At 59.9% G+C, this 22,267-nt stretch carries 21 protein-coding genes, 1 pseudogene and 1 riboswitch; of the genes and pseudogenes, 16 read left to right on the top strand and 6 right to left on the bottom strand.

From position 1 onward, the window contains the following. Positions 1 to 27: 27 nt before the first annotated feature. The 4 genes from A9K71_RS12305 (at position 28) to A9K71_RS12290 (ending at position 5,419) form a co-directional block, all read left to right on the top strand. Positions 28 to 1,047, top strand: coding sequence for an NAD-dependent epimerase (locus tag A9K71_RS12305; protein ID WP_082980474.1), 1,020 nt, complete (start codon positions 28 to 30; stop codon positions 1,045 to 1,047). A gap of 50 nt (positions 1,048 to 1,097) precedes the next feature. Continuing rightward, positions 1,098 to 1,892, top strand: coding sequence for a class I SAM-dependent methyltransferase (locus A9K71_RS12300; protein WP_066995361.1), 795 nt, complete (start codon positions 1,098 to 1,100; stop codon positions 1,890 to 1,892). An 88-nt stretch (positions 1,893 to 1,980) separates the two neighbouring features. Next, positions 1,981 to 3,951, top strand: coding sequence for an asparagine synthase (glutamine-hydrolyzing) (asnB, locus tag A9K71_RS12295; RefSeq protein WP_066995359.1), 1,971 nt, complete (start codon positions 1,981 to 1,983; stop codon positions 3,949 to 3,951). Positions 3,952 to 4,210: 259 nt separating this feature from the next. Then, entirely contained in the window at positions 4,211 to 5,419 is a 1,209-nt protein-coding gene (locus A9K71_RS12290; protein WP_245299600.1) for an O-antigen ligase family protein, read from the top strand. A 680-nt stretch (positions 5,420 to 6,099) separates the two neighbouring features. Here the strand turns inward: A9K71_RS12290 and A9K71_RS12285 are convergent. Continuing rightward, a pseudogene (locus A9K71_RS12285) lies at positions 6,100 to 6,330 on the bottom strand (FMN reductase); the annotation flags it as partial. Positions 6,331 to 6,440: 110 nt separating this feature from the next. Between A9K71_RS12285 and A9K71_RS12280 the strand changes: the two are divergent. Then, on the top strand, positions 6,441 to 6,992 hold the full coding sequence (locus A9K71_RS12280; RefSeq protein WP_156319979.1) for a hypothetical protein: 552 nt from the start codon (positions 6,441 to 6,443) through the stop codon (positions 6,990 to 6,992). Continuing rightward, positions 6,989 to 7,249, top strand: a complete 261-nt coding sequence (locus A9K71_RS31395; protein WP_156319978.1) for a hypothetical protein — start codon at positions 6,989 to 6,991, stop codon at positions 7,247 to 7,249. The genes A9K71_RS12280 and A9K71_RS31395 overlap by 4 nt, the downstream gene beginning before the upstream one ends. Positions 7,250 to 7,381: 132 nt before the next feature. Here the strand turns inward: A9K71_RS31395 and A9K71_RS12270 are convergent, their stop codons facing one another. Next, positions 7,382 to 7,744, bottom strand: coding sequence for a hypothetical protein (locus A9K71_RS12270; protein WP_066995352.1), 363 nt, complete (start codon positions 7,742 to 7,744; stop codon positions 7,382 to 7,384). Between the two features lie 292 nt (positions 7,745 to 8,036). On the opposite strand from A9K71_RS12270, the gene A9K71_RS12265 reads away from it, so the two are divergent. The 7 genes from A9K71_RS12265 (at position 8,037) to metE (ending at position 17,265) form a co-directional block, all read left to right on the top strand. Beyond that, a complete protein-coding gene (locus A9K71_RS12265) occupies positions 8,037 to 8,297 on the top strand; it encodes a hypothetical protein (protein WP_245299599.1) in 261 nt (86 codons plus the stop codon). Between the two features lie 512 nt (positions 8,298 to 8,809). Further along, positions 8,810 to 9,502, top strand: a complete 693-nt coding sequence (locus tag A9K71_RS12260; protein ID WP_066995348.1) for an OmpW family protein — start codon at positions 8,810 to 8,812, stop codon at positions 9,500 to 9,502. Positions 9,503 to 9,701: 199 nt separating this feature from the next. Beyond that, positions 9,702 to 9,842, top strand: a complete 141-nt coding sequence (locus tag A9K71_RS32500) for a cytochrome P450 (protein ID WP_245299598.1) — start codon at positions 9,702 to 9,704, stop codon at positions 9,840 to 9,842. A gap of 56 nt (positions 9,843 to 9,898) precedes the next feature. Next, the gene (locus A9K71_RS12255) at positions 9,899 to 10,825 is read left to right on the top strand and encodes a cytochrome P450 (RefSeq protein ID WP_245299597.1); all 927 of its coding nucleotides are present in this window, start codon (positions 9,899 to 9,901) and stop codon (positions 10,823 to 10,825) included. Positions 10,826 to 11,111: 286 nt separating this feature from the next. After that, positions 11,112 to 12,587 carry an NAD-dependent succinate-semialdehyde dehydrogenase gene (locus tag A9K71_RS12250; RefSeq protein WP_066995346.1) on the top strand — a complete coding sequence of 492 codons (1,476 nt, stop codon included), beginning with the start codon at positions 11,112 to 11,114 and terminating at the stop codon, positions 12,585 to 12,587. 496 nt (positions 12,588 to 13,083) lie between these two features. Beyond that, on the top strand, positions 13,084 to 13,857 hold the full coding sequence (locus A9K71_RS12245; RefSeq protein ID WP_066995345.1) for an HAD-IIA family hydrolase: 774 nt from the start codon (positions 13,084 to 13,086) through the stop codon (positions 13,855 to 13,857). A gap of 764 nt (positions 13,858 to 14,621) precedes the next feature. Then, positions 14,622 to 14,822: riboswitch (cobalamin riboswitch) on the top strand. 88 nt (positions 14,823 to 14,910) lie between these two features. Continuing rightward, positions 14,911 to 17,265: a 5-methyltetrahydropteroyltriglutamate--homocysteine S-methyltransferase gene (gene metE, locus A9K71_RS12240; RefSeq protein ID WP_066995344.1), complete on the top strand. Its 2,355-nt coding sequence runs from the start codon at positions 14,911 to 14,913 to the stop codon at positions 17,263 to 17,265. A 712-nt stretch (positions 17,266 to 17,977) separates the two neighbouring features. Here the strand turns inward: metE and A9K71_RS12235 are convergent. Continuing rightward, on the bottom strand, positions 17,978 to 18,226 hold the full coding sequence (locus tag A9K71_RS12235) for a DUF982 domain-containing protein (RefSeq protein WP_066995338.1): 249 nt from the start codon (positions 18,224 to 18,226) through the stop codon (positions 17,978 to 17,980). A gap of 275 nt (positions 18,227 to 18,501) precedes the next feature. Further along, entirely contained in the window at positions 18,502 to 18,804 is a 303-nt protein-coding gene (locus A9K71_RS12230; protein ID WP_066995336.1) for a DUF982 domain-containing protein, read from the bottom strand. Between the two features lie 246 nt (positions 18,805 to 19,050). Here A9K71_RS12230 and A9K71_RS12225 point away from each other — a divergent pair, with 246 nt between their 5' ends. Continuing rightward, complete coding sequence (locus A9K71_RS12225) at positions 19,051 to 19,515, top strand: MucR family transcriptional regulator (protein WP_066995333.1); 465 nt, start codon at positions 19,051 to 19,053, stop codon at positions 19,513 to 19,515. Between the two features lie 163 nt (positions 19,516 to 19,678). Here A9K71_RS12225 and A9K71_RS32875 read toward each other — a convergent pair whose 3' ends face one another. Then, complete coding sequence (locus tag A9K71_RS32875; protein WP_280940546.1) at positions 19,679 to 20,347, bottom strand: cold-shock protein; 669 nt, start codon at positions 20,345 to 20,347, stop codon at positions 19,679 to 19,681. An 88-nt stretch (positions 20,348 to 20,435) separates the two neighbouring features. Continuing rightward, the gene (locus tag A9K71_RS31385; protein WP_156319977.1) at positions 20,436 to 20,606 is read right to left on the bottom strand and encodes a hypothetical protein; all 171 of its coding nucleotides are present in this window, start codon (positions 20,604 to 20,606) and stop codon (positions 20,436 to 20,438) included. 599 nt (positions 20,607 to 21,205) lie between these two features. Here A9K71_RS31385 and A9K71_RS12210 point away from each other — a divergent pair. Further along, complete coding sequence (locus A9K71_RS12210) at positions 21,206 to 21,796, top strand: NodA family N-acyltransferase (RefSeq protein WP_066995332.1); 591 nt, start codon at positions 21,206 to 21,208, stop codon at positions 21,794 to 21,796. Between the two features lie 224 nt (positions 21,797 to 22,020). Next, a partial coding sequence (locus A9K71_RS12205; protein WP_066995331.1) for an acyl carrier protein occupies positions 22,021 to 22,267 on the top strand: 247 nt, incomplete at its 3' end.

Below are 22,267 nucleotides of genomic sequence, written 5' to 3'. Positions count from 1 at the left end.
ATCTGAATCGAACATCGAGGAAATGTTTTGACATCAAGCAGGCCGATTCTGGTCACCGGCGCAGCCGGCTTCATAGGTTTCCATCTCTGTCAGAGACTGCTCTCCGATGGCCGGCAGGTCGTCGGACTGGACTCCATGAACGAGTACTACGACGTCAACCTGAAGCGGGCGCGACTGGATCGGCTGAACGGGTTTGCCAACTTTCGGTTCGAGCATGTCGATCTCACGGAACGCGACCGTATTTCAGCGCTGTTTTTGTCAACCGCGCCGGAGATCGTCGTCAATCTCGCGGCCCAGGCCGGCGTGCGCTATTCGCTGACCAATCCGCACGCCTATGCCGAAAGCAATCTCAACGGCTTTCTCAACATCCTCGAAGGATGCCGGCACGCCTCGGTTGGGCATCTGGTCTATGCCTCGTCCAGCTCGATCTACGGCGGCAGCACCCGCATGCCGTTCTCCGTTCACGATTCAGCCGACCATCCGCTCAGCCTCTATGCGGCAAGCAAGAAGGCCAACGAGCTTATGGCGCACACCTACAGCCATCTGTTTGGGACGCCGACGACGGGACTGCGCTTCTTCACCGTGTACGGCCCATGGGGGCGGCCAGACATGGCCCTGTTCATCTTCACCAGGGCTATACTCGCTGGCCAGCCGATCGATGTCTTTAACCACGGCAGCATGCAGCGTGACTTCACCTATATCGACGACATCGTCGAAGGCCTGGTCCGCGTCATGCAACATCCCGCAACAGCCAATCCGGAATGGAGAAGTGCGGCGCCCGATCCAGCGACCAGCAGCGCGCCTTTCAGGATCCACAATATCGGAGGGAACTCGCCCGTTCAGCTGAACAGATTGATCGAAGTGCTCGAGGACGCGCTGGGCAGAAAGGCAATTCGCAACCTCATGCCGCTCCAGCCTGGCGACGTTCCGGCGACATACGCCGACGTCAGCTCACTTGAGGAGGCGACCGGCTTCAGGCCTAAAGTGTCGGTCGAGGTCGGGGTTCCGCGTTTCGTGGAATGGTATCGGGAATTCTACCAGGTATGACCTGGAGCGAGTCTTCGATCTGCGAGCAGCATGGCCAAGGGGGAGCGCCAATGGACGCGCGCTATGATTTCGGCCGGAACTGGTCCGAGCTGGCCGCGCGGTTCGAGGAAAAGCACCTGGATCATGCTTGCGAGGACCTGCGCCGTCTTGTTGGCGACGTGAAAGGCCGGACTTTTCTCGACATAGGTTGCGGATCAGGCCTGCATTCGGCGGCGGCTCTCCGGCTGGGCGCGCGGAAAGTCTTGGCCCTCGATTACGACGTCGGTTGCGTCGAAACGGCGAATGCCGTCCTCTCCCGGTTTGCGCCCGACGGGAACTGGCGCGTCAGGCGGGGTGACGTTCTCAACAGGGGCTCCCTTCCATCCGAGACGTTCGACGTCGTGTATTCCTGGGGCGTTCTGCACCATACGGGCGACATGTGGGGGGCCATTCGCAACGCCGCTGAGTTTGTCGGCCCCAGCGGCCGCCTCGCCATCGCGATCTACCTGAAAACGCCTCTTTGCGGATTCTGGACGGCCGAAAAGAGGCTTTATTCCTCCCAGAGATGGTTGCGGCCGCCAGTGAAAGCGCTCTTCGTCTCCGCTTACATGCTTGCGAGGACGCTACGCCACCGGGACGCGTTCTCCTTCGTCCGCAATTACCGGGAACGGCGCGGCATGGAATTCCTGGCGGACGTCGACGACTGGCTTGGCGGATATCCTTACCAGTCAGCATCGGCTGCGGAGCTGGAGGCCATGGTCGAAAGCCTCGGTTTCCGAACGGAAGAGCGGTTCAACGTGAAGGCCGGCGTCGGCCTTTTCGGTACGGGCTGTGGCGAATGGTGTTTCGAAAGGACGCATTGCTGACCGCTGCGGCTTTCTTCCGGCTGCGTTCGCCGCACAGAGGATTGAAGGTGAGGACTCGCGCGTGGCCATGATGGAGCGTTGTCGCTGAATGTGCGGTATTGTCGGGATTGTCGGAGGAGCGGCCGCGACGAGCAGCGGCGCCTTCACCGCGCGCCGCATGGCGGACATGCTCCGGCATCGCGGACCGGACGGCGACGGCGTCTGGACCGACGCCGAGGCAGGCGTCGCTCTCAGCCAGCGCCGGCTGGCAATCGTCGATCTGTCGTCCGCTGGCGCGCAGCCGATGGCTTCGCACAGCGGCCGCTTTGTCATTGTCTTCAACGGGGAAATCTACAATCACGCCGACATGCGCGCGCTCCTCGACCGGAAGCATGGCGATCATGCCTGGCGCGGGCATTCCGACACTGAGGTCTTTCTGGCCGCGATCGAAGTGCTGGGCCTGAGGAAGGCCCTCGAACTATCCGTCGGCATGTTCGCGTTCGGCCTTTGGGACCGGCGCGAGAGGACGCTTGTGCTTGGGCGCGACCGCCTGGGAGAGAAGCCGTTGTACTACGGCCGTATTGGCAATGCCTTCGCATTCGCCTCGGAACCCAAGGCTTTTCATCCGCTGCCAAATTGGCGCCCCGAAATCGACCGGAACGCGCTGATGCTGTTGATGCGACACAACTACATCCCCGCGCCCTACAGCATCTATCGGGGCATCAGGAAATTGAGACCGGGTCACTTCCTGGTCCTTTCCGAAAGCATGCGGGAGCCGCGCGTCGAGCGCTATTGGAGCGCGAAGGAGATTGCGGAACAGGGCCGTCGGGACCCGTTTCAGGGAAGCCCCGAAGAGGCGGTCGATGAGCTCGAGCGCCATCTTCGCCGCTCGCTCGAAGGACAGATGATCGCCGACGTGCCGCTCGGCGCCTTCCTCTCGGGCGGCATCGATTCCTCTGCGATCGTGGCGGTCATGCAGTCGATCAGCCCGCGGCCGGTACGCACGTTCACGATCGGATTTTCCGAAGCTGGCTATAACGAAGCCCACCACGCCGAGCAGGTGGCCCGCCAGCTCGGCACCGATCATACGGAACTCTATCTAAGCGAGCGGGACGCGCTCGATGTCGTGCCGCAGCTGCCTGGCATCTATTGCGAGCCCTTCTCGGACTCGTCGCAGATTCCGACTTTCCTCGTTTCCAAGCTCGCGCGCGGCAGCGTCACCGTTGCGCTGTCGGGCGACGGCGGAGACGAGCTGTTTTCGGGATACACCCGATATGCGCTCGCCGATGCGTTCTGGAACAAGCTTTCGCGCATCCCGATCGGCTTGCGCCGCATGTCAGCGGGGCTGGCGACTCTGCCGTCGCCCAGTCTCTACAACAATGTAGCCGCCGGCATCATGCCCCTGTTGCCGCAACGCCTCCGCCGCGCGCGCGTCGGCGACAAGATCCATAAGGCGGCGTCAGTCCTTTCGCTGGGAAGCATGAACGACGTCTATCGTCGTCTCTGCTCGCATTGGGAACCCGCTGAACTCCTTCCGGGCGGGGTCGAGCCCCCCACCATGCTGACGGGACTCGAGCCGCTTCCGGTTCTGTCGGGCAACGTCGAGCAGATGATGTATCTCGACATGATGAGCTATTTGCCGGACGACATTCTGGTCAAGGTCGATCGCGCGGCCATGGCGGTCAGTCTCGAAACCCGAGTGCCGTTCCTCGACCACCGCCTCGTAAGCTTCGCACTGTCATTGCCTCTTTCCGTCCTGCGCGCGGGGAACCAAACGAAGTGGCCACTGAGGCAACTTCTTTACAAACATGTCTCGCGCGAACTCGTCGAGCGTCCCAAGATGGGGTTCGGGGTCCCGATCGACGCCTGGCTGCGTGGCGCGCTGCGCGACTGGGCCGAAGCGCTTCTCGACGAACGCCGGCTTCGGGAAGACGGGCTCTTCCGTCCCGATTCCGTCCGGCGCGCCTGGTCCGAGCACCTTTCGGGCCAGCGCAATAACCAGTATCTGCTTTGGGATGTTTTGATGTTTCAATCCTGGCGGGAAGCCCAGCAGATGTGCTCGACCGCTGCCGCGGCATAACCGACAACGAGGAACAATCACCGGAGCGTCGACCGCATTATCGAACTATCGAGCACTCTGCTCAGCCGCTATACCGTCCAATGCGAAGAGGCTGCAATACGAGACGGGAACCATTTTGAACGATCTGCGGACCGCCCATGAACTCCCAAGGCAGGCTCTAATCCGGTTTGCGACGCTCCGGCGCCGATTTACGCCCGCGAACATCAATATCTGCTTTTCGGCTGCCTGCTTCTTTTCACCGCCCGTCCTGGGATCGGTCGTGAGTTTCGTCTTCCATGGCGGCGCACTCTGGTCAGTGGTGCTGCTCGCGGCCAAGCGGCGACGCTTCAATTTCGATCGCCCGATGCTTGGGATAACGGCAGCCATCTATATCTACTGCGCAGCCATGGTGCTGGGGTCGATTGCCGGTGGTATGCTGAGGGCTGACCTGCCGCTACTGCCGTCGCTGGCCACCCTGCTGTTCTTTCCGATTTCCTATTCGACGTGGAGCATCACGGATAAACTCACCCTGGCGCGCATTGCAGTGCGCGCCAGCGCCGCTGCATGCGCCGGCGCGTTGGTGCTGGCCATCATCCAATATTATTGGATCGGAATGCTCAGGGCCGAAGGCGGCGCTGGAAATCCGATCGTCTTTGCGACGGTGACTTGCCTCGCAGCGATGATGTGCCTTGCGGGCGCTTTGTCGGGAATAGAAAAAGACCGGATGCCCTTGATTGCTGCCGCTCTCGCGGGCGTCCTGGCAATCCTCTACTCGGGCTCGCGTTTGGTATGGGTTGCCTTATTGATTGCCGCCGTCGCCGTCCTTCTAGTCAACCGGAACAAATTGACGCGAGGAAATATAAGAAAATCGCTGACGATCGCGGTCGCTTCCTGCCTCCTGACCGTGGCAATCACCTTTCCTATCATCGTTGACCGCACCGCTGTCCTGTTCAAGGACTGGGATGCCCTCGTCACCAAAGGCGACCACTCGACTCCACTCGGGCTCCGCGTTGGACTCTGGGACATAGGCGTCAACGCATTTCGTGAGACGCCATTCCTCGGCCACGGCGTCTCCGCCAGTCGGGCGCTGATAAGGCAAGGATTCAAAGACCGATTTGGAATGGACCAAGGTTTCAATCACTTTCACAATGGCTTTTTGACCGCGCTGGTAGAGGCCGGGCTGATGGGCGCCCTCGCCCTTGCAGCGGTTTTCGCCATAGCAGCCTGCCATGCCGCAAGGGTCTTGCGACGAAGCGCGGACCCATCGGAGCGCTTCGGTGCGACGATGGTCACCGTCGCAGTGATTACCTATCTGATCGGCGGCCTTGGCGGCATTCTGGTCGGCCACGACATCCTGAATTCGACCCTGATGGTTTTTCTGGTTTCCGGAACATACTTGGCGTGCGGAGAAACGGTGTGTCCCCGACCGGGAAAAGCTCGCATTGTCAGTCAGCGGATCATAACCATCGCACCGGCCGCCCAGGAATAATCGCTGTTGGTCCGCCAGAAAGCCCGTGAGTCTGGCAATACCGAGCTTCGCCTTTCGCCCGAGTACTATTGCTGCGTCCTTTAAGGCCCGGTTTCGCCAAGTGGGAAAAGACTTCACGTCGCCAGATGCACCAAGCAGCTTGTCATGAAGGTAGGCTTGCTCCTCAAATCGCGCTTTCCTTATCAGCAGTGGGGTCATCCTGGCTATGTGGCTGTTCCGAGCGCCGGATTGGGCCGCAGCGTTTGACTAAACGTGGATTTGAACTTTAGATTCTCGCTAAGGAAGCTTTTCGGGGGGAGAGCGGTGGCGGATTTTCGTAGGCTTACATGCCCGGCCTGCCAAGGCGGCGGGAAGGCGCTCATCTGTGGCCGATGGAAAGACACGGCTGGGACATGCTGTCCGCAAGGCGCCCGCAGGCCGGGCTGTCCGGGTCGCACCGTGGCGTGCACCTACCGGAATTCGGAGGCTTGTGGCCGAACCTATTCCGGCCACGTCCGCCTAGAGGTTCTGCACCATAGCGACCGCATGGCCGGGATCTGGTGACTATGCACCTGGGCCAAGTAGCCGTAGGGCGCCAGGAAACCATCATTAGCAACGTCTGCTTTCAGGCGGAGCCCCTTGATGCTCCGCCACGCTAACCTTTCCTGCGGTTCCCTGGTTGGCGTCGGGGCAGCTGTAATCTACTCCGCCGCCAATCTGACACCTGGCCTGTCGGCGAGCAGAACCGCAACGTGGTCAACAGCCTGCGCCGCCCGCTTCAGGATGAGTTCGGACCGGAGCACACCGTCGGTGAAATCCTTGTCGGTCGCGTAGACGGCTGTGGGCAGCGCGAAAGCCTCGAAGAAGCCGAACAGCGGTCTGAGCTGATGCTCGACGATCAAGGCATGGCGCTCGCCGCCTCCGGTACCTGAACGTTCCTCGTCCGCACGATGACGGCCTGATTCAGAGCGGACTGCTCAAGCCGATGATCGAGAAGCCACGGGGCAGGACCGGGATGCATTACACGTTCCGGAAGGAGGACTTGGACGAGCTTCTCGAAAAGCTCCTTGAGAAAGCCGACCCAGCGCTCAGCGGCGATCCCGCCTTTGAGACATTGCTGATGGCAGCCAAGCGATGCTGCTGCGCCGTGATGGATGTCGTGAGGGTTGTGGTTGACGGCAAGCTCGCACGCGTCGGTCGGAACCCGGCGGAACGAGGCTTCATGTCCGTCCTTGTCGATGCCACTGAAGTCCGGCCGCACGTGACCGGGCCTGCCTATGATGGGTACTCCTTGCGTGATGTAGAGAAGCTTCTTTCGAGTGGAACCTACGCGGTGAAGGCACTCGTCGAAAAGGGACTCCTCGCGACCGTGACGGTAAAGAACCCTGTGACCGGATGGATGCAGCCCATCGTTCGCAAGGAGGAACTGGAACGTTATCAGCGGGAATACGTCTCCCTCCATGCGTTGGCACGTGAACGAGGCGAGCATTTCGCGCGGGTGAAGAAGGCGCTCGTCGCCGCCGGGGTCGTTCCGGTCGGCGATCCCGACGAACTGAAGCAGACGCTCTACCGCAGGTCGGATATTCCACCATGAATGTCATCAGCAGGACTCGTGACGCAACTGAGGTGGCGATAGGGAAGGAATCGGATAAGACCCGCAAGCAATATGGAAAGCCTGAGCCATGGAAGCTGACCACCCCCAATTCGAACATCTTCCGCAGCCCCTTGGCCACAATGGAAACATCTCAGACGATCTCGCCAGGATGCTCCATCCCGATCAAGCTCGGTTGGTGCAGTGCAGGTTTCGTCGTTTCCGATATGATTCCCTTCCAAATGGCTACTCGATGCTGACCTTGGAAGACGAGACCGGACGCTACTACCTCGTTTTCGACAAAGATGGTCACCTCATCCCCGGCGTGTTCGATTCGCCGGGTAAAGCGAGGGGCGCGGCCGAACAGGACTGGGAGGAGCGGAGGCCCCGGCCTAGCCCGCAATAGGACTCGCAAAGCCGTTGCAGGCTTCGAAGGCGCGACGATCTCTTTCAGTCAACTTGATAAGGCCGATCCGGACCCATTCGATGTTGTCCGGATGGTTCCACTTCATGAGAGAGCGGCGGCCATGTTCCGCCTCGTATTCGAAGGCGCCCTTGGTCCTTTCGACTAATTCCAGATAAGCGGTTCCGACTCCTTCGTCCGGGGACTCCCTTAATCGCTGTCCATATCGATCGATGAAGCTCCCGAGTACGGAGTAAGAGCCGCGTTCTTCAGCGTGAAGCATTGCCTCCAGCGCGACGCCATCATCGTTTTCCGTGGTTTTGCCCCACATGCTATCGGCTGCCCTATCCATCCCCACTTCTCCCCTTCAACAGTACTAGCTTCACGATGCCTGATGGAGCTGCCGGCACAAGCGGAAACGGAACACTCCGACACGAATTTCTGAGCAGCCTTCAAGCGAGCAAGCGATGAGGCGCGATGAAGTAGCATGGAAAGATTGCAAGGAATTTCAAGGCTTATATGTTATGGTGAGTGAGAATTACTAACGCGTCAGGTGCGAACGCGATCCGGAATTTCCTGCCTTCGGCGTTGTCAGCCGGCATCCCCATCACAGAGATATCTGCGAGAAGGCGGGGAATGACAATGTGGCCTATTTCCCGAGATCGAAAGCGCTTGCTGAGCACTTTCCCGGCATCACCACCGAAGTCGCCTATGCCGCGATCTGCGATCACGCAACGAACCGCAAGCGGGGTCCGGTAGGCGAAGGCGAAAGCATCTTTTATGCGAACGGCGAACCTCACATATTCTGGTTGCACAGCTTCTCAAATACTTATGATTTGCTTACTTACTGCTTCTACCAGAAGAAACACCAACGCATTTTCCCCGTCGGCCACAGGGCAGCCTGATTACCAACAGACGGTTATTTCAAGTACCCGATGACCGCACGGAGGCGGCCGCTTGCGGCCCAAGGCTGCCGGACAGCCATGCGCCGCATTCCAGCCGCTCAGTTATGCGGTGCCGTCATGCGGCGACTTGCCAGTCGGGGTAGGTCCGCGGGCAAGCCATTCCGGTGGACGTCCACGAACCCGGTCTGCGACGGCATCGTGAACATACGCTGACGCAGTGGGCAAATTTCCGAGAGTTTTGAAACGTGCAGCCCGTTGCCGTCCCAGAACCGAGGCCACTGGGGAAATTCGGCTATTGGCGGCTACGGCTGCACTCGTTGTCGGATCTTCGACGAAGTCGGACATGAGACACAGCGCTCTCAGAGTGACCGCATTGTTCTGCAACGATTTTCTCATTTGGCACAACGCATGCGAGGGCTCTCCCGTATGAGTGCTCCGTCAACCTCGTTTGATGCGAGCAGGATTCAATCAAGGCGAAGTGCGTCGTTTCTGAAGATCAAGGAGAAAAGAGCATGGCGAGAGCGCGAATTGGGGTGACGCGGGCAGTAACAGCGGCTGTCGTCCTCATCGTTGCAGGACAGGCCGGCGCGGCAGATGTTCATAAAGCCGCGAGCGTGCCGCAGGCAGGAGCCCCGGTCGCGGAAGCGCCAAGCCCCTGGCAGATCCGCCTGAGGGCGCTGGGGGTGATCACCGAGGATTCGGGCTACGTCAACGCGGTGCCTGGCTCCGATCTTTCCTATTCGAACACGCTGACGCCGGAACTCGATATTTCGTATTACTTCACGGACAACATCGCCACCGAGCTCATACTGGGCACCACCTATGCCAATATCGAGGGCCAAGGTGCGATCGGCGGGCTAGGCAAGGTCGGCAAGGTTTGGCTGCTGCCGCCCACCCTCACATTGCAGTATCATTTTACCGATTTCGGCGCCTTCAAGCCCTATGTCGGCGCCGGCGTGAACTATACGATCTTCTATCATCAGCAAGCCGGCAGCGCCGATGATCTCAAGGTCAAGAACACATTCGGCGCCGCGCTGCAGGTCGGATTCGACTACATGGTGGACCAGCACTGGGGCGTCAACTTCGACGTGAAGAAGCTTTTCCTTAAGCCCGACTTCGACGTCACTGTCGCCGGCGCTAAGCTCACAGGCAAGGCTAGGCTCGATCCATGGCTGGTAGGCGCAGGTCTCACCTACCGCTTCTAAGGACGAAGCACCCTGAAGAGGCATTTTCAAGTCCGCGCCCGGATCGTCCGTGCCGAGAAGTGGCACCGCGATGGGTCTTAAGGAGTTGTTGGCATGCGCGTAGAAAACGATCATTGCGACGTGATCGGTGTGCCGGCCGCTCCCACGCAACTTGATGACCTGTCTTCTGCGATTCTGCAGCAGGGGGGGGATGGCGCGAGTGTCGCTGCCAGGCGATGTGGTGACCTGGGCGATAGGTGGTCACCAGACGCTCAGGCGGATGCTTTCCGACGAGCGTTTCAACAGGGACTGGCGACAGTGGCGGGCGCTGCATGACGGCGAGATTCCCGAGGATCGCTGATCGGGATGTGCAAGGTGGACAATATGGCCACGGCGCATGGCGCCGATCACCGGCGCTTGCGCGGCCTGCTGTCCAGGAGCTTCGCGCCCAATCGTATCGCCTCGCTGGCACCACGGATCGAACAATGCGTCGATCGACTCCTGACCGAGATGGCGCAGCGCGGCGGCAGTGCCGATCTGATGTGCGAGTTTGCCGCACCGCTGCCCATCAACGTCATCGCCGAACTGTTCGGATTGCCGGACGAACAGCGCGAGGAGATCGTCGCGCTCACCTACAGCTTGGCCAACACCTCCGCCACAGCCGCAGAGGTGCGACAGACGCGACAGCGCATCCCGGAGTTCTTCCGTCGCCTGATCGCGCTCAAGCGGGGACAACTCGGCGACGATATGGCTTCGGCCCTGATCGTCGCGCGAGACAATGGCGAGCTCGCTTCCGACACCGAGCTCATTGACATGCTGTTCATGGTGCTCTCCGGAGGCTTCGTCACCACGACCGGCGTCATCGGTAATGGCGTGCTGGCGTTGCTGACGCATCCGCAGCAACTGCACCTGGTGCGCAGCGGCCAAGTTCCGTGGTCCCAGGCGATCGAGGAGATCCTGCGCTGGGGCAACTCAGCGGCCAATCTGCCGTTCCGCTATGCCACCCAGGATATAGAGATCGACGGATGCATGGTGCGCCGTGGCGACGCCGTCCTGATGGCGTTCCATGCGGCGAACCGGGACGAAAAGGCCTTCGGTCCCGGCGCCGACAGGTTCGATGTCACCCGGCGGCACAACCCGCACCTGTCGTTCAGCGAGGGGCCGCATTCCTGCCTGGGCGCTGCGCTGGCGCGCCTGGAGTTGCACTGCGCCTTCCCCGCGTTATTCGGGCGGCTGGACGATCTGGCGCTGACCATCGCCGCGGAAGACGTCGTATACATGCCCTCTTACGTCATCCGCTGCCCGCAGAGCCTGCCGGTCACCTTCCGGCCTTCCATCGCTTAGAGAGTGCGGCATTCACCCCGGAAGGCTCGACCAGCTGTTCCGCGATTTGCCTGAGAAGCAGGCGATCGCCGCGGTAGCTGTTCGTCCCGAAGCTCGGGGGGTAAAGGTTGTCGCATACGCCCTGCCCCCAGACTTCCCTCCAGCTGGCGTTTCCCCGTATCGGACGCAGCGACCCCGAATTCGCTACCAGCCGTATGGTTGAGGTCCTATAAGGAACCCGCAGGTGCGAAGTACAAACCGGGGCCTGCCGACATACAACTCCGCTGCTTTTGAGAGGAATCCGGTATTGCCCCTGTGCCTGCCGATGATCCGTCACTTGAAGTCCCCTGACCTGTTTGGCGCCATCGATCGCCTGCCAGCGCTCGGCACGCCGGCTAGCGAGCAGATATTCGAGGTCCTCAACCCATCGAGCGGCGAAGTGCTGGCAGAACTTCCCGATATGAGCGTGGAGGAGACACGCGCTGCGGTAGACAAGGCCTACGTAGCGCAGGCCGGATGGGCGGCTCTGACCGCCCGAGAACGCAGCGACGTTCTGTGGCGATGGCATGAGCTGATCATCGACCACGCCGGTGATCTAGCCTCCATACTCACTGCAGAGATGGGCAAGCCGTTTGCCGAAGCCAAGTCGGAGGTTTCGCATGCGGCCGCGTATCTGCAATGGTACGCCGAAGAAGCCAACCGCATCTATGGCGAGACGATCCCCGCACCATCGATTGACCGTCGCATGATGGTGATCAAGCAGCCGATCGGTGTCGTCGGCACGATTACGCCATGGAATTTCCCAGCGTCGATGGTGGCGCGCAAGATCTCGCCGGCCCTGGCGGCGGGCTGCGCGATTGTGCTCAAACCCGCTGAACAGACGCCGCTCGTGGCGGGCGCAATGTTCGCCCTCGCGCAACAAGCCGGCTTTCCCGACGGCGTCATCAACCTGGTCTATGCGTCCGAAGGTGACGCCGTAGGACGCGAACTCTGCTCCAATCCCAAGGTGCGAAAGATCAGCTTTACGGGCTCGACCGAGGTTGGCCGGCTGCTCATGCGCCAGTGCTCGGACCAGATCAAGAAGGTCAGCCTCGAGCTCGGCGGCAATGCCCCTTTCATTGTCTTTGATGACGCCGATATCGACGCTGCGGTTGACGGCGCGATCCAGGCGAAATTCCGCAACGCCGGCCAGACTTGCGTTTCAGCGAACCGTCTTTACGTCCAATCGAGCGTTCACGATGAGTTCGTCGAGAAGTTCGTGGAGAAAGTCCGGCACTTATCGGTTGGCGACGGCTTCGCTGCTGGAGTGGACATCGGACCGCTCATCGACAGGCATGCTTTGGCCAAGATCGAGTCGCACATCGCAGATGCCGTTGCCAAGGGTGGGATTATTCGATGCGGGGCCGAACGCATCGGCAAGGATGGCACCTTCTTCAAGCCCACAGTGCTCACCGAAATTTCCAGCAGCATGGCTGTTGCGCAAGAGGAGACTTTCGGGCCGCTGGCGCCGATCATTCGCTTCGAAGGTGCGGATCAGGTTGTGCGTGAGGCCAACGACACGATCTACGGCCTCGCCGCCTATTTCTATGCCTCGAACCTCAAGCGTGTCTGGCGCGTTGCCGAAGCATTGGAATACGGCATGGTTGGCATCAACACGGGGCGTATGTCTTCGGAAGCGGCGCCCTTTGGCGGCATGAAGCAGTCGGGCATCGGGCGGGAGGGTTCCCGCCACGGGCTCGAAGACTACCTCGAAATGAAATATCTCTGCATGGGCGGCATCTGATCTCTAACTGGATGGACACTCGAGCGGCGCAGACACAACCAAAGGGATGATCGAGCGCTTGGCAACCTGTTGCGGATGGCTTCGGGCCGTTTCCGTGCCCCCCGGCGCCTTAAGTATGCATCTAGACGCCCGGCTACGTTGAGTCCCTCTAAAGCGAGGAGGCAAGGTGCCACCAGCGGACGGTAGGTTGCTCACTTATCCAAGCGCGGTACGTCTCCCCAGGCCAGTGTCTGCTGCAACTAAGAAGGCGATTGTGCATCAGGTGCGCTGAGACGGCGAATGTAGCCAACCCGACGGTGAAGGGCGTCCGCACGGCGAATTGGCGCCACCGAAACGTTTACGCCGCAACCTCCTTATTGCCGCACGGCTAACTGAGCCCCCTTCGCGCATCGCTCTGAATCGGTACAGTCGCCGGCATTCTCGCCTGGAGAAGATTCAGTGACACAAGACGTGCCCAGGCCGTGCATGCACGAAAGACATTGAGGGTTGAGATCCAATGATTACAGCGCATCTGCTCGACATGGACGGGGTCCTGGTCCGGGGCGGCCAACCGATTTCTGGCTCGGTCGGCTATGTCGCCGGGCTAGTCGCCAAGGGTGAGCCGTTTCAGATCTTCACCAATAACTCGCGGTTCACACCAGAAGATCATGCCGAGCGTCTAAGAGCGGTTGGCTTCGCCGTGCAGCCAGAGCACATCTACACATCGGCGCTCGCCACCGCGCGGTTCATGGCACTGCAAAAGCACGGATCAACCGCCTATGTCATCGGCGACCACGGTCTGGTCGAGGCCCTGCGGCAGGCAGGCTGCCGAATAACGGAGTTTGCCCCCGAATTCGTGGTCCTCGGAGACACCACTTCGTACCATTACGAGCAGATCGCAACAGGCGCCGAGCTTGTGGCGAAAGGCGCGCGTTTTCTCGCCACCAATCCGGATGCGACTGGCCCGACCGAGCGGGGCTCCCATCCGGCGTGCGGGGCTGTCGCGGCACTAATCGAGAAGGCCACCGGCCGTCAGCCCTATTTCGTCGGGAAGCCGAACCCGTTCATGATGCGCGGCGCGCTCGACCGGCTGGGAGTACGAGCTGTCGATACCATCATGGTCGGGGACCGCATGGATACCGACGTGCTCGCAGGGCTGGAATCGGGTCTGAGAACAGCCCTTGTGCTTACTGGGGTGACCAAACTGGCTGACATAGAGCGGTTTCCATTCAGACCGGACTACGTGGTCGAGTGCCTTGCCGATCTGGACCAGATCATAGTGAACCAATAAGCCGAACGCACCCCTACACGAAGACCGACGCTCCTCTACGTTCCGCATGCCGCCGTCAACCTGGGCAATGATCGGGAGGAACAGCCGGCCCGCATCCAGAAAAGAAGTGACAAGCGTGACAACTTAGTCGAAGTACACCCATGTAGGGCAAGCAAGTTCATTGCGAGCTTCACTGCTTTGGTTCTGGCGTGCCAGCGATCGCACCGGAGTTGATCCGGTGATTACCGGGTCGCCCGTTGTCGGATCTCGACGATGTCCGCGATGTGACATAACGCTTCCAGAGCGATTGCATTGTTCCGAGACGATTTTTCCCAGTTGCCACGACAGATGCAGTCCTGTGTGCAAGAGCACTGCGACGTCGCCGACCCGAGAAGGCCCACCTGATGATCACGCCGTTCCAACAATGCCGGCGCCGCCTCCAACTGAGCGCCGATCAGACGGAAGCCATCGCGCTTTCATTTCTCTGGTTGTCCCGGAAATGACTAATTCGAGTTTCGGGCCAACTGTGAATGCACCCGACGATGACCCCATCCTTGGCTTGAAGATGTGGGAGGCGAACGGGCACTTGGACGGCCGGTCAGTCGGCAAGCACCTGAAGCACTTCGGTGGAGCGCAGTTCGAGCGCGACGGGCGGCGCTGACCGCGATTTTCGACCGACCCGACGTCGTATGCGGCTTTGGGCGAAAGAGACCGATCAGCGCAAGGCATTCGCATAATCACATAAACATCTCGTTATATGGTATTGACAAGGAGCGAAGCGGCTGTGATTGTGCGCATGTCATGGTTCTCCGTGCGGCACTGCCGTAGCGGAGCTAAGAGGGAAGCCGGTGCGATGCCGGCGCTGCCCCCGCAACTGTTAGCGGCGAGCCAAGCCCATTGATGTCACTGAGGCGAACGGCCTCGGGAAGACGGGCAGAGGCTTTGACCCGCGAGCCAGGAGACCTGCCACGACGAACAACGTCCACGGGCGGGGGTCTGGTGGTCGCGGTAGCTCGGCTTCGTGCCGCCTATTCGCGGGTTCCTTTTCCCCCGCCCCAACCATCGGGGTATGGCATGACTGTCTCTCAACGAATTCCTGTAGCAACGCTCGGCGTGCCGCGTATCGGTCGACGGCGGGAACTGAAATTCGCGCTTGAAAACTACTGGTCCGGAAAATCTCCTGCTGCCGACCTGCTCGCGACGGAGAAGACGCTGCGTGCCGCTAGCTGGAGGGAGCAGCACGATCGCGGCGTGTCGAAAATCCCGTCCAACGATTTCTCGCTTTATGACCATGTGCTCGACACAGTCGCCATGGTCGGCGCCGTGCCGGCACGATACGCCTGGACTGACGGCGAGGTCCCACTCGATAACTATTTCGCCATGGCGCGCGGCAATCAAGGTCAGGCCGCGGATTGTGGACATGCCGGTGACGAGCCTGCGGCCAATGGGCATGGCCTTGCCGCGATGGAAATGACCAAATGGTTCGACACCAACTATCACTACATTGTGCCGGAACTCACGGACGATCAGAGCTTTGCGCTCTCGTCGGCGAAACCGGTCGATCATTTCCTCGAGGCCAAGGCGCTCGGCATCCACACTCGCCCGGTCCTGCTTGGACCAGTTACCTTTCTCAAGTTGGCGAAGTCACCTGAGGAAGGTTTCAACCCTATTGCGCTCCTGCCACGGCTGCTGCCCGTCTACGAGGAGCTCCTGCAGAGGCTGAAGCTCGCGGGAGCCGATTGGGTGCAGATCGATGAGCCGGCGCTCGTGCTCGATCTGATTCCCAACGAACGAGATGCGCTCCAATTCGCCTACTCCCGGCTGTCGAAAGCAGCACCCGAGTTGAAGATCATGGTCGCTACCTATTTCGGATCGCTGGGAGACAATCTCGAGACCGCAATTTCTCTGCCCGTGGCGGGACTGCACGTGGATCTCGTGCGCGCTCCAGGGCAGTTGGAGGCCGTCGGCCGGCTCGCGCAGAAGGAACTTGTGCTCTCGCTCGGGCTGATCGACGGCCGCAACGTCTGGCGCGCGAACCTGCCTGCCATATTTGACCGCATCAAGCCGATCGTCGCGGGTTGGCCGCTGGAGCGGGTGGAGATTGCTCCGTCCTGCTCGATGCTGCATGTGCCGATCGACCTGGACATGGAGACGGCACTCGATGCGGATGTGAGGTCGTGGCTCGCCTTCGCAGCGCAAAAGACCGACGAGCTGGTCGTGCTCGCCCGTGCCCTGGCCGAAGGCCGGGACGCAGTCGCCGCCGAACTGGAGGCGTCGGCTGAGGCTGCCGCCGTTCGCTCGACATCCGCGAAGGTGCATGATCCGCTCGTCGAAGGCAGGCTCGCCAGCATCAAGGTCGGCATGACGCGCCGGAAGAGCGCATTTGCCGTCCGCTCCAAGCTACAGGCCGACGCGTTTGACTTGCCCTCTTTCCCCACCACGACGATCGGCTCCTTCCCGCAAACAGCCGAGATTCGCAAGGCGCGGGCAGCTCATGCCAAAGGCCAGCTGAGTTACATCGACTATGAAGCGTTCCTGAAGAAAGAGATAAAAACCGCCGTTCGCTGGCAAGAAGAGATCGGACTTGACGTGCTGGTCCACGGCGAATTCGAGCGCAACGATATGGTGCAATATTTCGCCGAGCAGCTCTGCGGCTTCGCCTTCACGCAACACGGGTGGGTGCAGAGCTATGGCTCGCGCTTTGTGCGCCCCCCGATCATCATTGGAGATGTGTCGCGACAAAATCCGATGACACTAAATTGGTGGCGATATGCCCAGTCGCTGACGCTGAAGCCGGTGAAGGGCATGCTTACCGGCCCGGTGACGATCCTCAACTGGTCGTTCGTCCGAGACGACCTTCCGCGCTCAGCCGTCTGCCGCCAGGTCGCGCTTGCCATTCGCGATGAAGTGAGCGACCTCGAAAAGGCCGGCGCCAAGATGATCCAGATCGACGAAGCCGCACTGCGCGAGGGCTTGCCGCTGCGCCAGGTCGAATGGGAGGCCTATCTCGACTGGGCCGTCGAATGCTTCCGGCTGGCTTCAACGGCCGTTTGCGATGCGACCCAGATCCACACCCATATGTGCTACTCCGAGTTCGGCGACATCGTGGACGCGATTGCCGCGATGGATGCCGATGTAATCTCCATTGAAACCTCGCGCTCGCAGATGGAACTGCTCGATACGCTTCGAACCTTCAAGTATCCGAACGACATCGGTCCTGGCGTCTATGACATTCACTCGCCGCGGGTCCCGGAAGTGGGCGAAATTTCCAACCTCATCATGCTGGCGCGTGATCGATTGTTGGACGGCCAACTGTGGGTGAATCCCGACTGCGGCCTCAAAACGCGCAGATGGGAGGAGGTCCGCCCTGCCCTGGCGAACATGGTGGCTGCGGCACGCGCAATTCGGGAAAAAGCGCAGACGGCGTAAGGGCCGGGTGACACTCGCCGGCGGTGAGCAGCGACGCTGCACCCCGGGCGAAGGAGGTTTGAGTCTATCCGGCTCACCCAAAGAAATCGAGCTGCCGCGGACGAAGCGCCTCGGCAAGCTCGGTCTGGTCGGGGCATTGTTATGGCGCGTCCACGCCAGCTGTTCCAAAGGCGGGCGTTGGCGGGCGATCGAAGGAGGCCGGCCCTCAAATGAGCCGGCCAGAAAACAGACGGCTCACCGCCAGTCATTTTCGGATTATTTGGTATCGGGATAGTCCAGTATCACTATCATCTTTCCGATCATGATCGCCGAAGCCCCGTTCCCGACCATCGGGAGAGGCGTCGGCGATCACGCGGCGCCGGTCCGCGGAGCGTGTTCCGGGAAACCGGATGCAGCACTAACCTGGGGAACGTTCAAACAGCCCTTGTGGAAACTATTGACGCGGCATCGCGCTCTGCCATCTGCAGCGGACCAACTCCCGCGCAATGGCCCGTCTGCCTCTGTCTCCAACCGCCGCAGGCGAGCCGAGCGGCCGCAGCTTGGCTGGCGGACCCCTTGTGTTTTGATAGTGGGAGATCCGACGCGCGATCGGGAAAGCCATCGCGGAAAGTGCGGGGTTGGCTTGCTCCTGGCGGATTGCCGGCAGCGGTGTTCGGACCGCGCCAAATAGCGATGCGCAGATGGGCGAAATCCATGAGCAGCGTCATAAATCTCAATCGTTGCGTAGAATGCGGGCTTCGAGCGCGGCTGCGACGAAAGCTCGTCGAGCGGCTGGCGCATGGGTCTTACCGCGTAACACCTGCAGACAGGCGTCCATCGCTATTCTGCGTTTATCGGTCTCATGATGCAGATCCCGCAGCAAGATAGCGGCCGCGTCGTTGACATCGAACACGATACGCTCTGAGCTGCGGCGGCTGACCTGAACAACGACTGGCCTCTCAAATCTGATCAACCCGGTCATCCCCCCTCCTCCACAGCCACTATGCGGCAAACCGCCCGGGTCATACTTGTTTACTCAGTCGAACGCGACCGATGCACCCTGCACCACTGAGGCTGGCCTTTGGCGGGCAAGCGATCGACATGAGGTGCCTCTGGCCATGGTCAGCTTGCGTGCAATCTGCGCTTTTGTAGTCGGTGGTGAGGAACTGCTTCTCATTCGCGTGGTCTAGCTGTGGAACTTGAACATACTGCACACTTTGACGCGCCTCGCGCCAGTCTCAAACATGTCGTCGAAGTCTACACCTGCACTTTTCCACCGCCCGATCTGCAGGCGGCGATCCACTGCATCGCGGAGGTTGGATCTTCCAATATGGCGACACGCTTCGCAAAGCCGAAAAAGGCATTGCGCGCCGTGCTTACCGGCTTGCGTCCATCGTATGCATCGTAGCACGCCCTCAGGGCGGCTTCGTGGATCACGTCTCTGCGTTCTTCCGGCCATTCATTGAGAAAATCGATCGCATCCGCAAGACCGGCAATCTCTTGGATGATGTGCGTTGCGCGCTTCACGAAAAGGGGGTTGCGGAAAGCCTTACCGTTCATTCGTTTCTCCGAACTATCCGAATAACCAATTTGCGTGAAGAGGCGCCGCATCGACGCGGCCCAACCATGGCACAGCGGTGTTGTCAGGACGATGACTGTTGAAGAAGGAATATCCTGCGACTGCGGCCGGGTGTGTAGCGATCCGCCAACAGATCGTGCAATGGCTTGGTTGCCATCAAAGGCGGTCGTCACTATTAAGCTATGAATTGATTCTCCACCGCCTAGTCTAAGCCCGGGAGCGTTTTCATGACCGAAGAAACTGAGAGCAAAGCTGACAACCTCATCGAACTCACCGCCCATGTCGTCTCAGCCTATGTCTCGAATAATCCGGTTCCGGTCGGTGAACTGCCTGGGCTGATTGGCCAGATCCACATCGCATTGAAAGCCACTTCCGGTGGTGCCGCACCAGAAAGGCCGGAAGCTCTCAGCCCTGCCGTACCGATCAGAAAATCGGTTACACCCGATTACATTGTCAGCCTTGAGGACGGTAAGAAGTTCAAGTCGCTCAAGCGTCACCTGGCTACCCACTATGGCCTTACCCCCGCCGAATATCGCGCGAAATGGGGGCTGCCGGCGGACTATCCCATGGTGGCGCCGAACTACGCTGCCGCGCGCTCGGCATTGGCCAAGACCATGGGTCTGGGCCGCAAGCCGAAGGAACCAGGTGCGCCGGCCCCTGCCAAGCGTGCCCGTAAGAAAGCCGCTGCCTGACCGCATTTTTGAGGATCGACTAAGCGGTTGCGGCATCATTTCGCACCTGCGAGATATAATTTGTGCATTGCAATATCCGCGGCTATCCGTGATCATGGTGTCGGCCATCTACTCCTCCCAGATGTGGTGCCGACGCTGAATGGGGCGCACCTCCTCCCGTGTCTCATTCGAAATCGAGCCCGCTGCCACCTCCTCCCGGCAGCGGGCTTTTTCTTTGTCTAAGGCGCGAATTCGGTCTTGGGCCAACGCATTGGCTGTAAGCAAGGCGGATGCTCCGAACTTCGGGGCCTTTCTTGCCCTGCCCGCATTGGACAAACACCTTCTGCCCCTCCATCAGCATGCCTAATCCTGATCGGGTCAGCGCGGTAGCATGAACGAAGATGTCCTTCTCACCGTTTTCAGGAGCAATGAAGCCGAAGCCCTTTTGGGAATTGTACCAGTTGACCGCGCCCTCGCTCTGCAACTGGGGACTCGTCCCGGCGGCGGGCTCTTCAGCGCAACGCGTATGTCGCTGCGTTTTCGCGGTCTGATTACCGACCTCCAGCACTTGCGAGACCTGGTGACCTCTTGGACTTTTTTCCGTTGTGACCTTGAGACGCGTTGCCTCGGAAACACCGCAGCTCCCGTCTGCCTCCAGCACCCGGATGTGCAGACAGGCCTCGATGGCCTCCGGCAATTTGACAAAGCCAAAACCCTTGCGGGTGTTGAACCAGATCACGTCGGCCTCGACAGCGGGTGCGGTTACGGTCGACGAACGCAGAAAGTAGCTTGCCTCGGAAGACCGTTCCGCAAAAAACCTTGTCATCGTCATGGCGATGCCGGCGTGGCTCACGATGGTCCTTATGTTTGCCCATGATCGTCCGACTGGCGTGAACAGTTCACTGGGCTCCCGGCAGGATAATCTCAATCGGGCGACACGTTCATAGCTCAGCGACAATCAAATTGTTTTGGCCATGCGCGAACGCATACTGCGCGCGGTCAGTCAGGATGCTCAAGAGCGGGCTCTGCGGGATGAACTGAAGCAGCACCTGGACGATGTCGATGCGGCGATCCGCCTTACGAATGCCTTGGTGGCGCGGCTGCTGCAGCATGACGCGCTTCAGGTCATGGACAGCATCTTAGTTGCTTCTCCATGGAACTTGCGTGCATTGAACGCGAAGGGCGTAATCTTGAACATGGAGGGGCGGCATCACGCCGCACAGGTGCAATATCGTCAAGCTCTCAAGACGGAGCCAGGGAATGAGATGGTGCACCACAAATCTTCTCATTCTAAATGTTGGCGAAAGACGAATGATCCTAGCATTCGCGGTCATACGGATAGGGATTTCTTCAGCTGCGTTAGGACGCGGTTGTTGGCGAGCTATTCAGCCTGCTTCTTGATGACGTACCTGCTTCTCCACTCGCCTCCCCGTTCTACGGGATCCCTGCGTGGCCGATGACGTTTGGAGCTGGTACAGTCAGCGCCTTTTCTTCTTGTAAAGCGCAATCCCTATTGAAGCCTCCGGTGGGAACGAGGCAAGCCACGTGAATGGCATGCCTTCAGCTATCCATAGTGTGGATGCTCTCCATCGAAACAAACAATTTTATCAGACTTTCAAAATCTTGCATGGAAAGCACCTGACCAACGGACAATAGCCGCTTCTATGGCGTGACGAACGCCCCAAGGATAGCCCAAGGGAGATATTTTTTCATGTACTCTGCCGTGCAGTGGAGGTTGCGCTGGGAAAACGACCTGCAACTGGCCGACCATGTCGAACTCTCCGACTTCTTCCGAAAGACATATGGGCAAACTGGGGCCTTCAACGCTAAGCCTTTCGAAGGTGGCCGCAGTTGGGGCGGCGCGAGGCCGGAAGTCCGCTTAATCGCCAGCGACGCGCAGGGTATAGCAGGACACATAGCCATAATACGCCGTTTCATCAAGGTTGGCGAGGTCGACCTTTTAGTGGCTGAGTTGGGACTGTACGCGGTTCGTCCGGATCTTGAGCGTCTCGGAATCAGCTTTTCAATGCGGACCATGCATCCAGTGCTGCAGCAGATGGGAGTTCCATTCGCTTTCGGCACTTTTCGGCACGCAATGCGCACCCATGTTGAGAGGCTCTGCAGAGATGGCACATGGACGCTCATATCGGGTGTTCGCGTACGTTCCACTCGCGCAGATATGCGGCCCGACCTTCCGCCTACACGCCTGGAGGACGTCCTCGTCTTGGTTTCGCCGATTGGACGCTCGATGGACGAGTGGCCCTCCGGCACCCTCATCGAGCGAAACGGCCCGGAGCTATGAAGCGGGCCAAGTGGTGCGCCGACGCTGACTTTGACGACGGTCTCAATCCCCATTTCCGGCGATCTTCCTCGTCCTCGAACCCGGCGCCACCGCCGGAACTCATCCGGCTTTGATAAGCATCGGGCTTTGTCGGTTGCACAAGCCTTAATGGCATTTCGCCACGCGGCGCGCTCAGGGAAGTAGGGCCGCCCACGTCAAAATAGCTGAAATGGAAAGGGACGGAAATGAGTGATCAACTCACGACGGAAATCATTGCCATTATAAAGAAACGCGTCGAGTCAGAGAATGGTGAGGGGCCCAAGCTATCCGTCGGCGAAATAACGACTACGACGGAACTGACTGGCCTCGGCATCGATTCACTGGGGTTAGCGGACGTGCTCTGGGACCTGGAGCAGGCCTATGGCATCAAGATCGAAATGAACTCGGCCGAGGCTTGGTCGGGTGTCCAGAATGTCGGCGGCATCGTGGAAG

Origin of the sequence: Mesorhizobium sp. WSM3873 (assembly GCF_001672445.1) — a bacterium.
Taxonomy (GTDB): Bacteria; Pseudomonadota; Alphaproteobacteria; order Rhizobiales; family Rhizobiaceae; genus Mesorhizobium.
The sequence above is the reverse complement of the archived record's forward strand: the minus strand, read 5'-3'. Positions and strand labels throughout refer to the sequence as shown.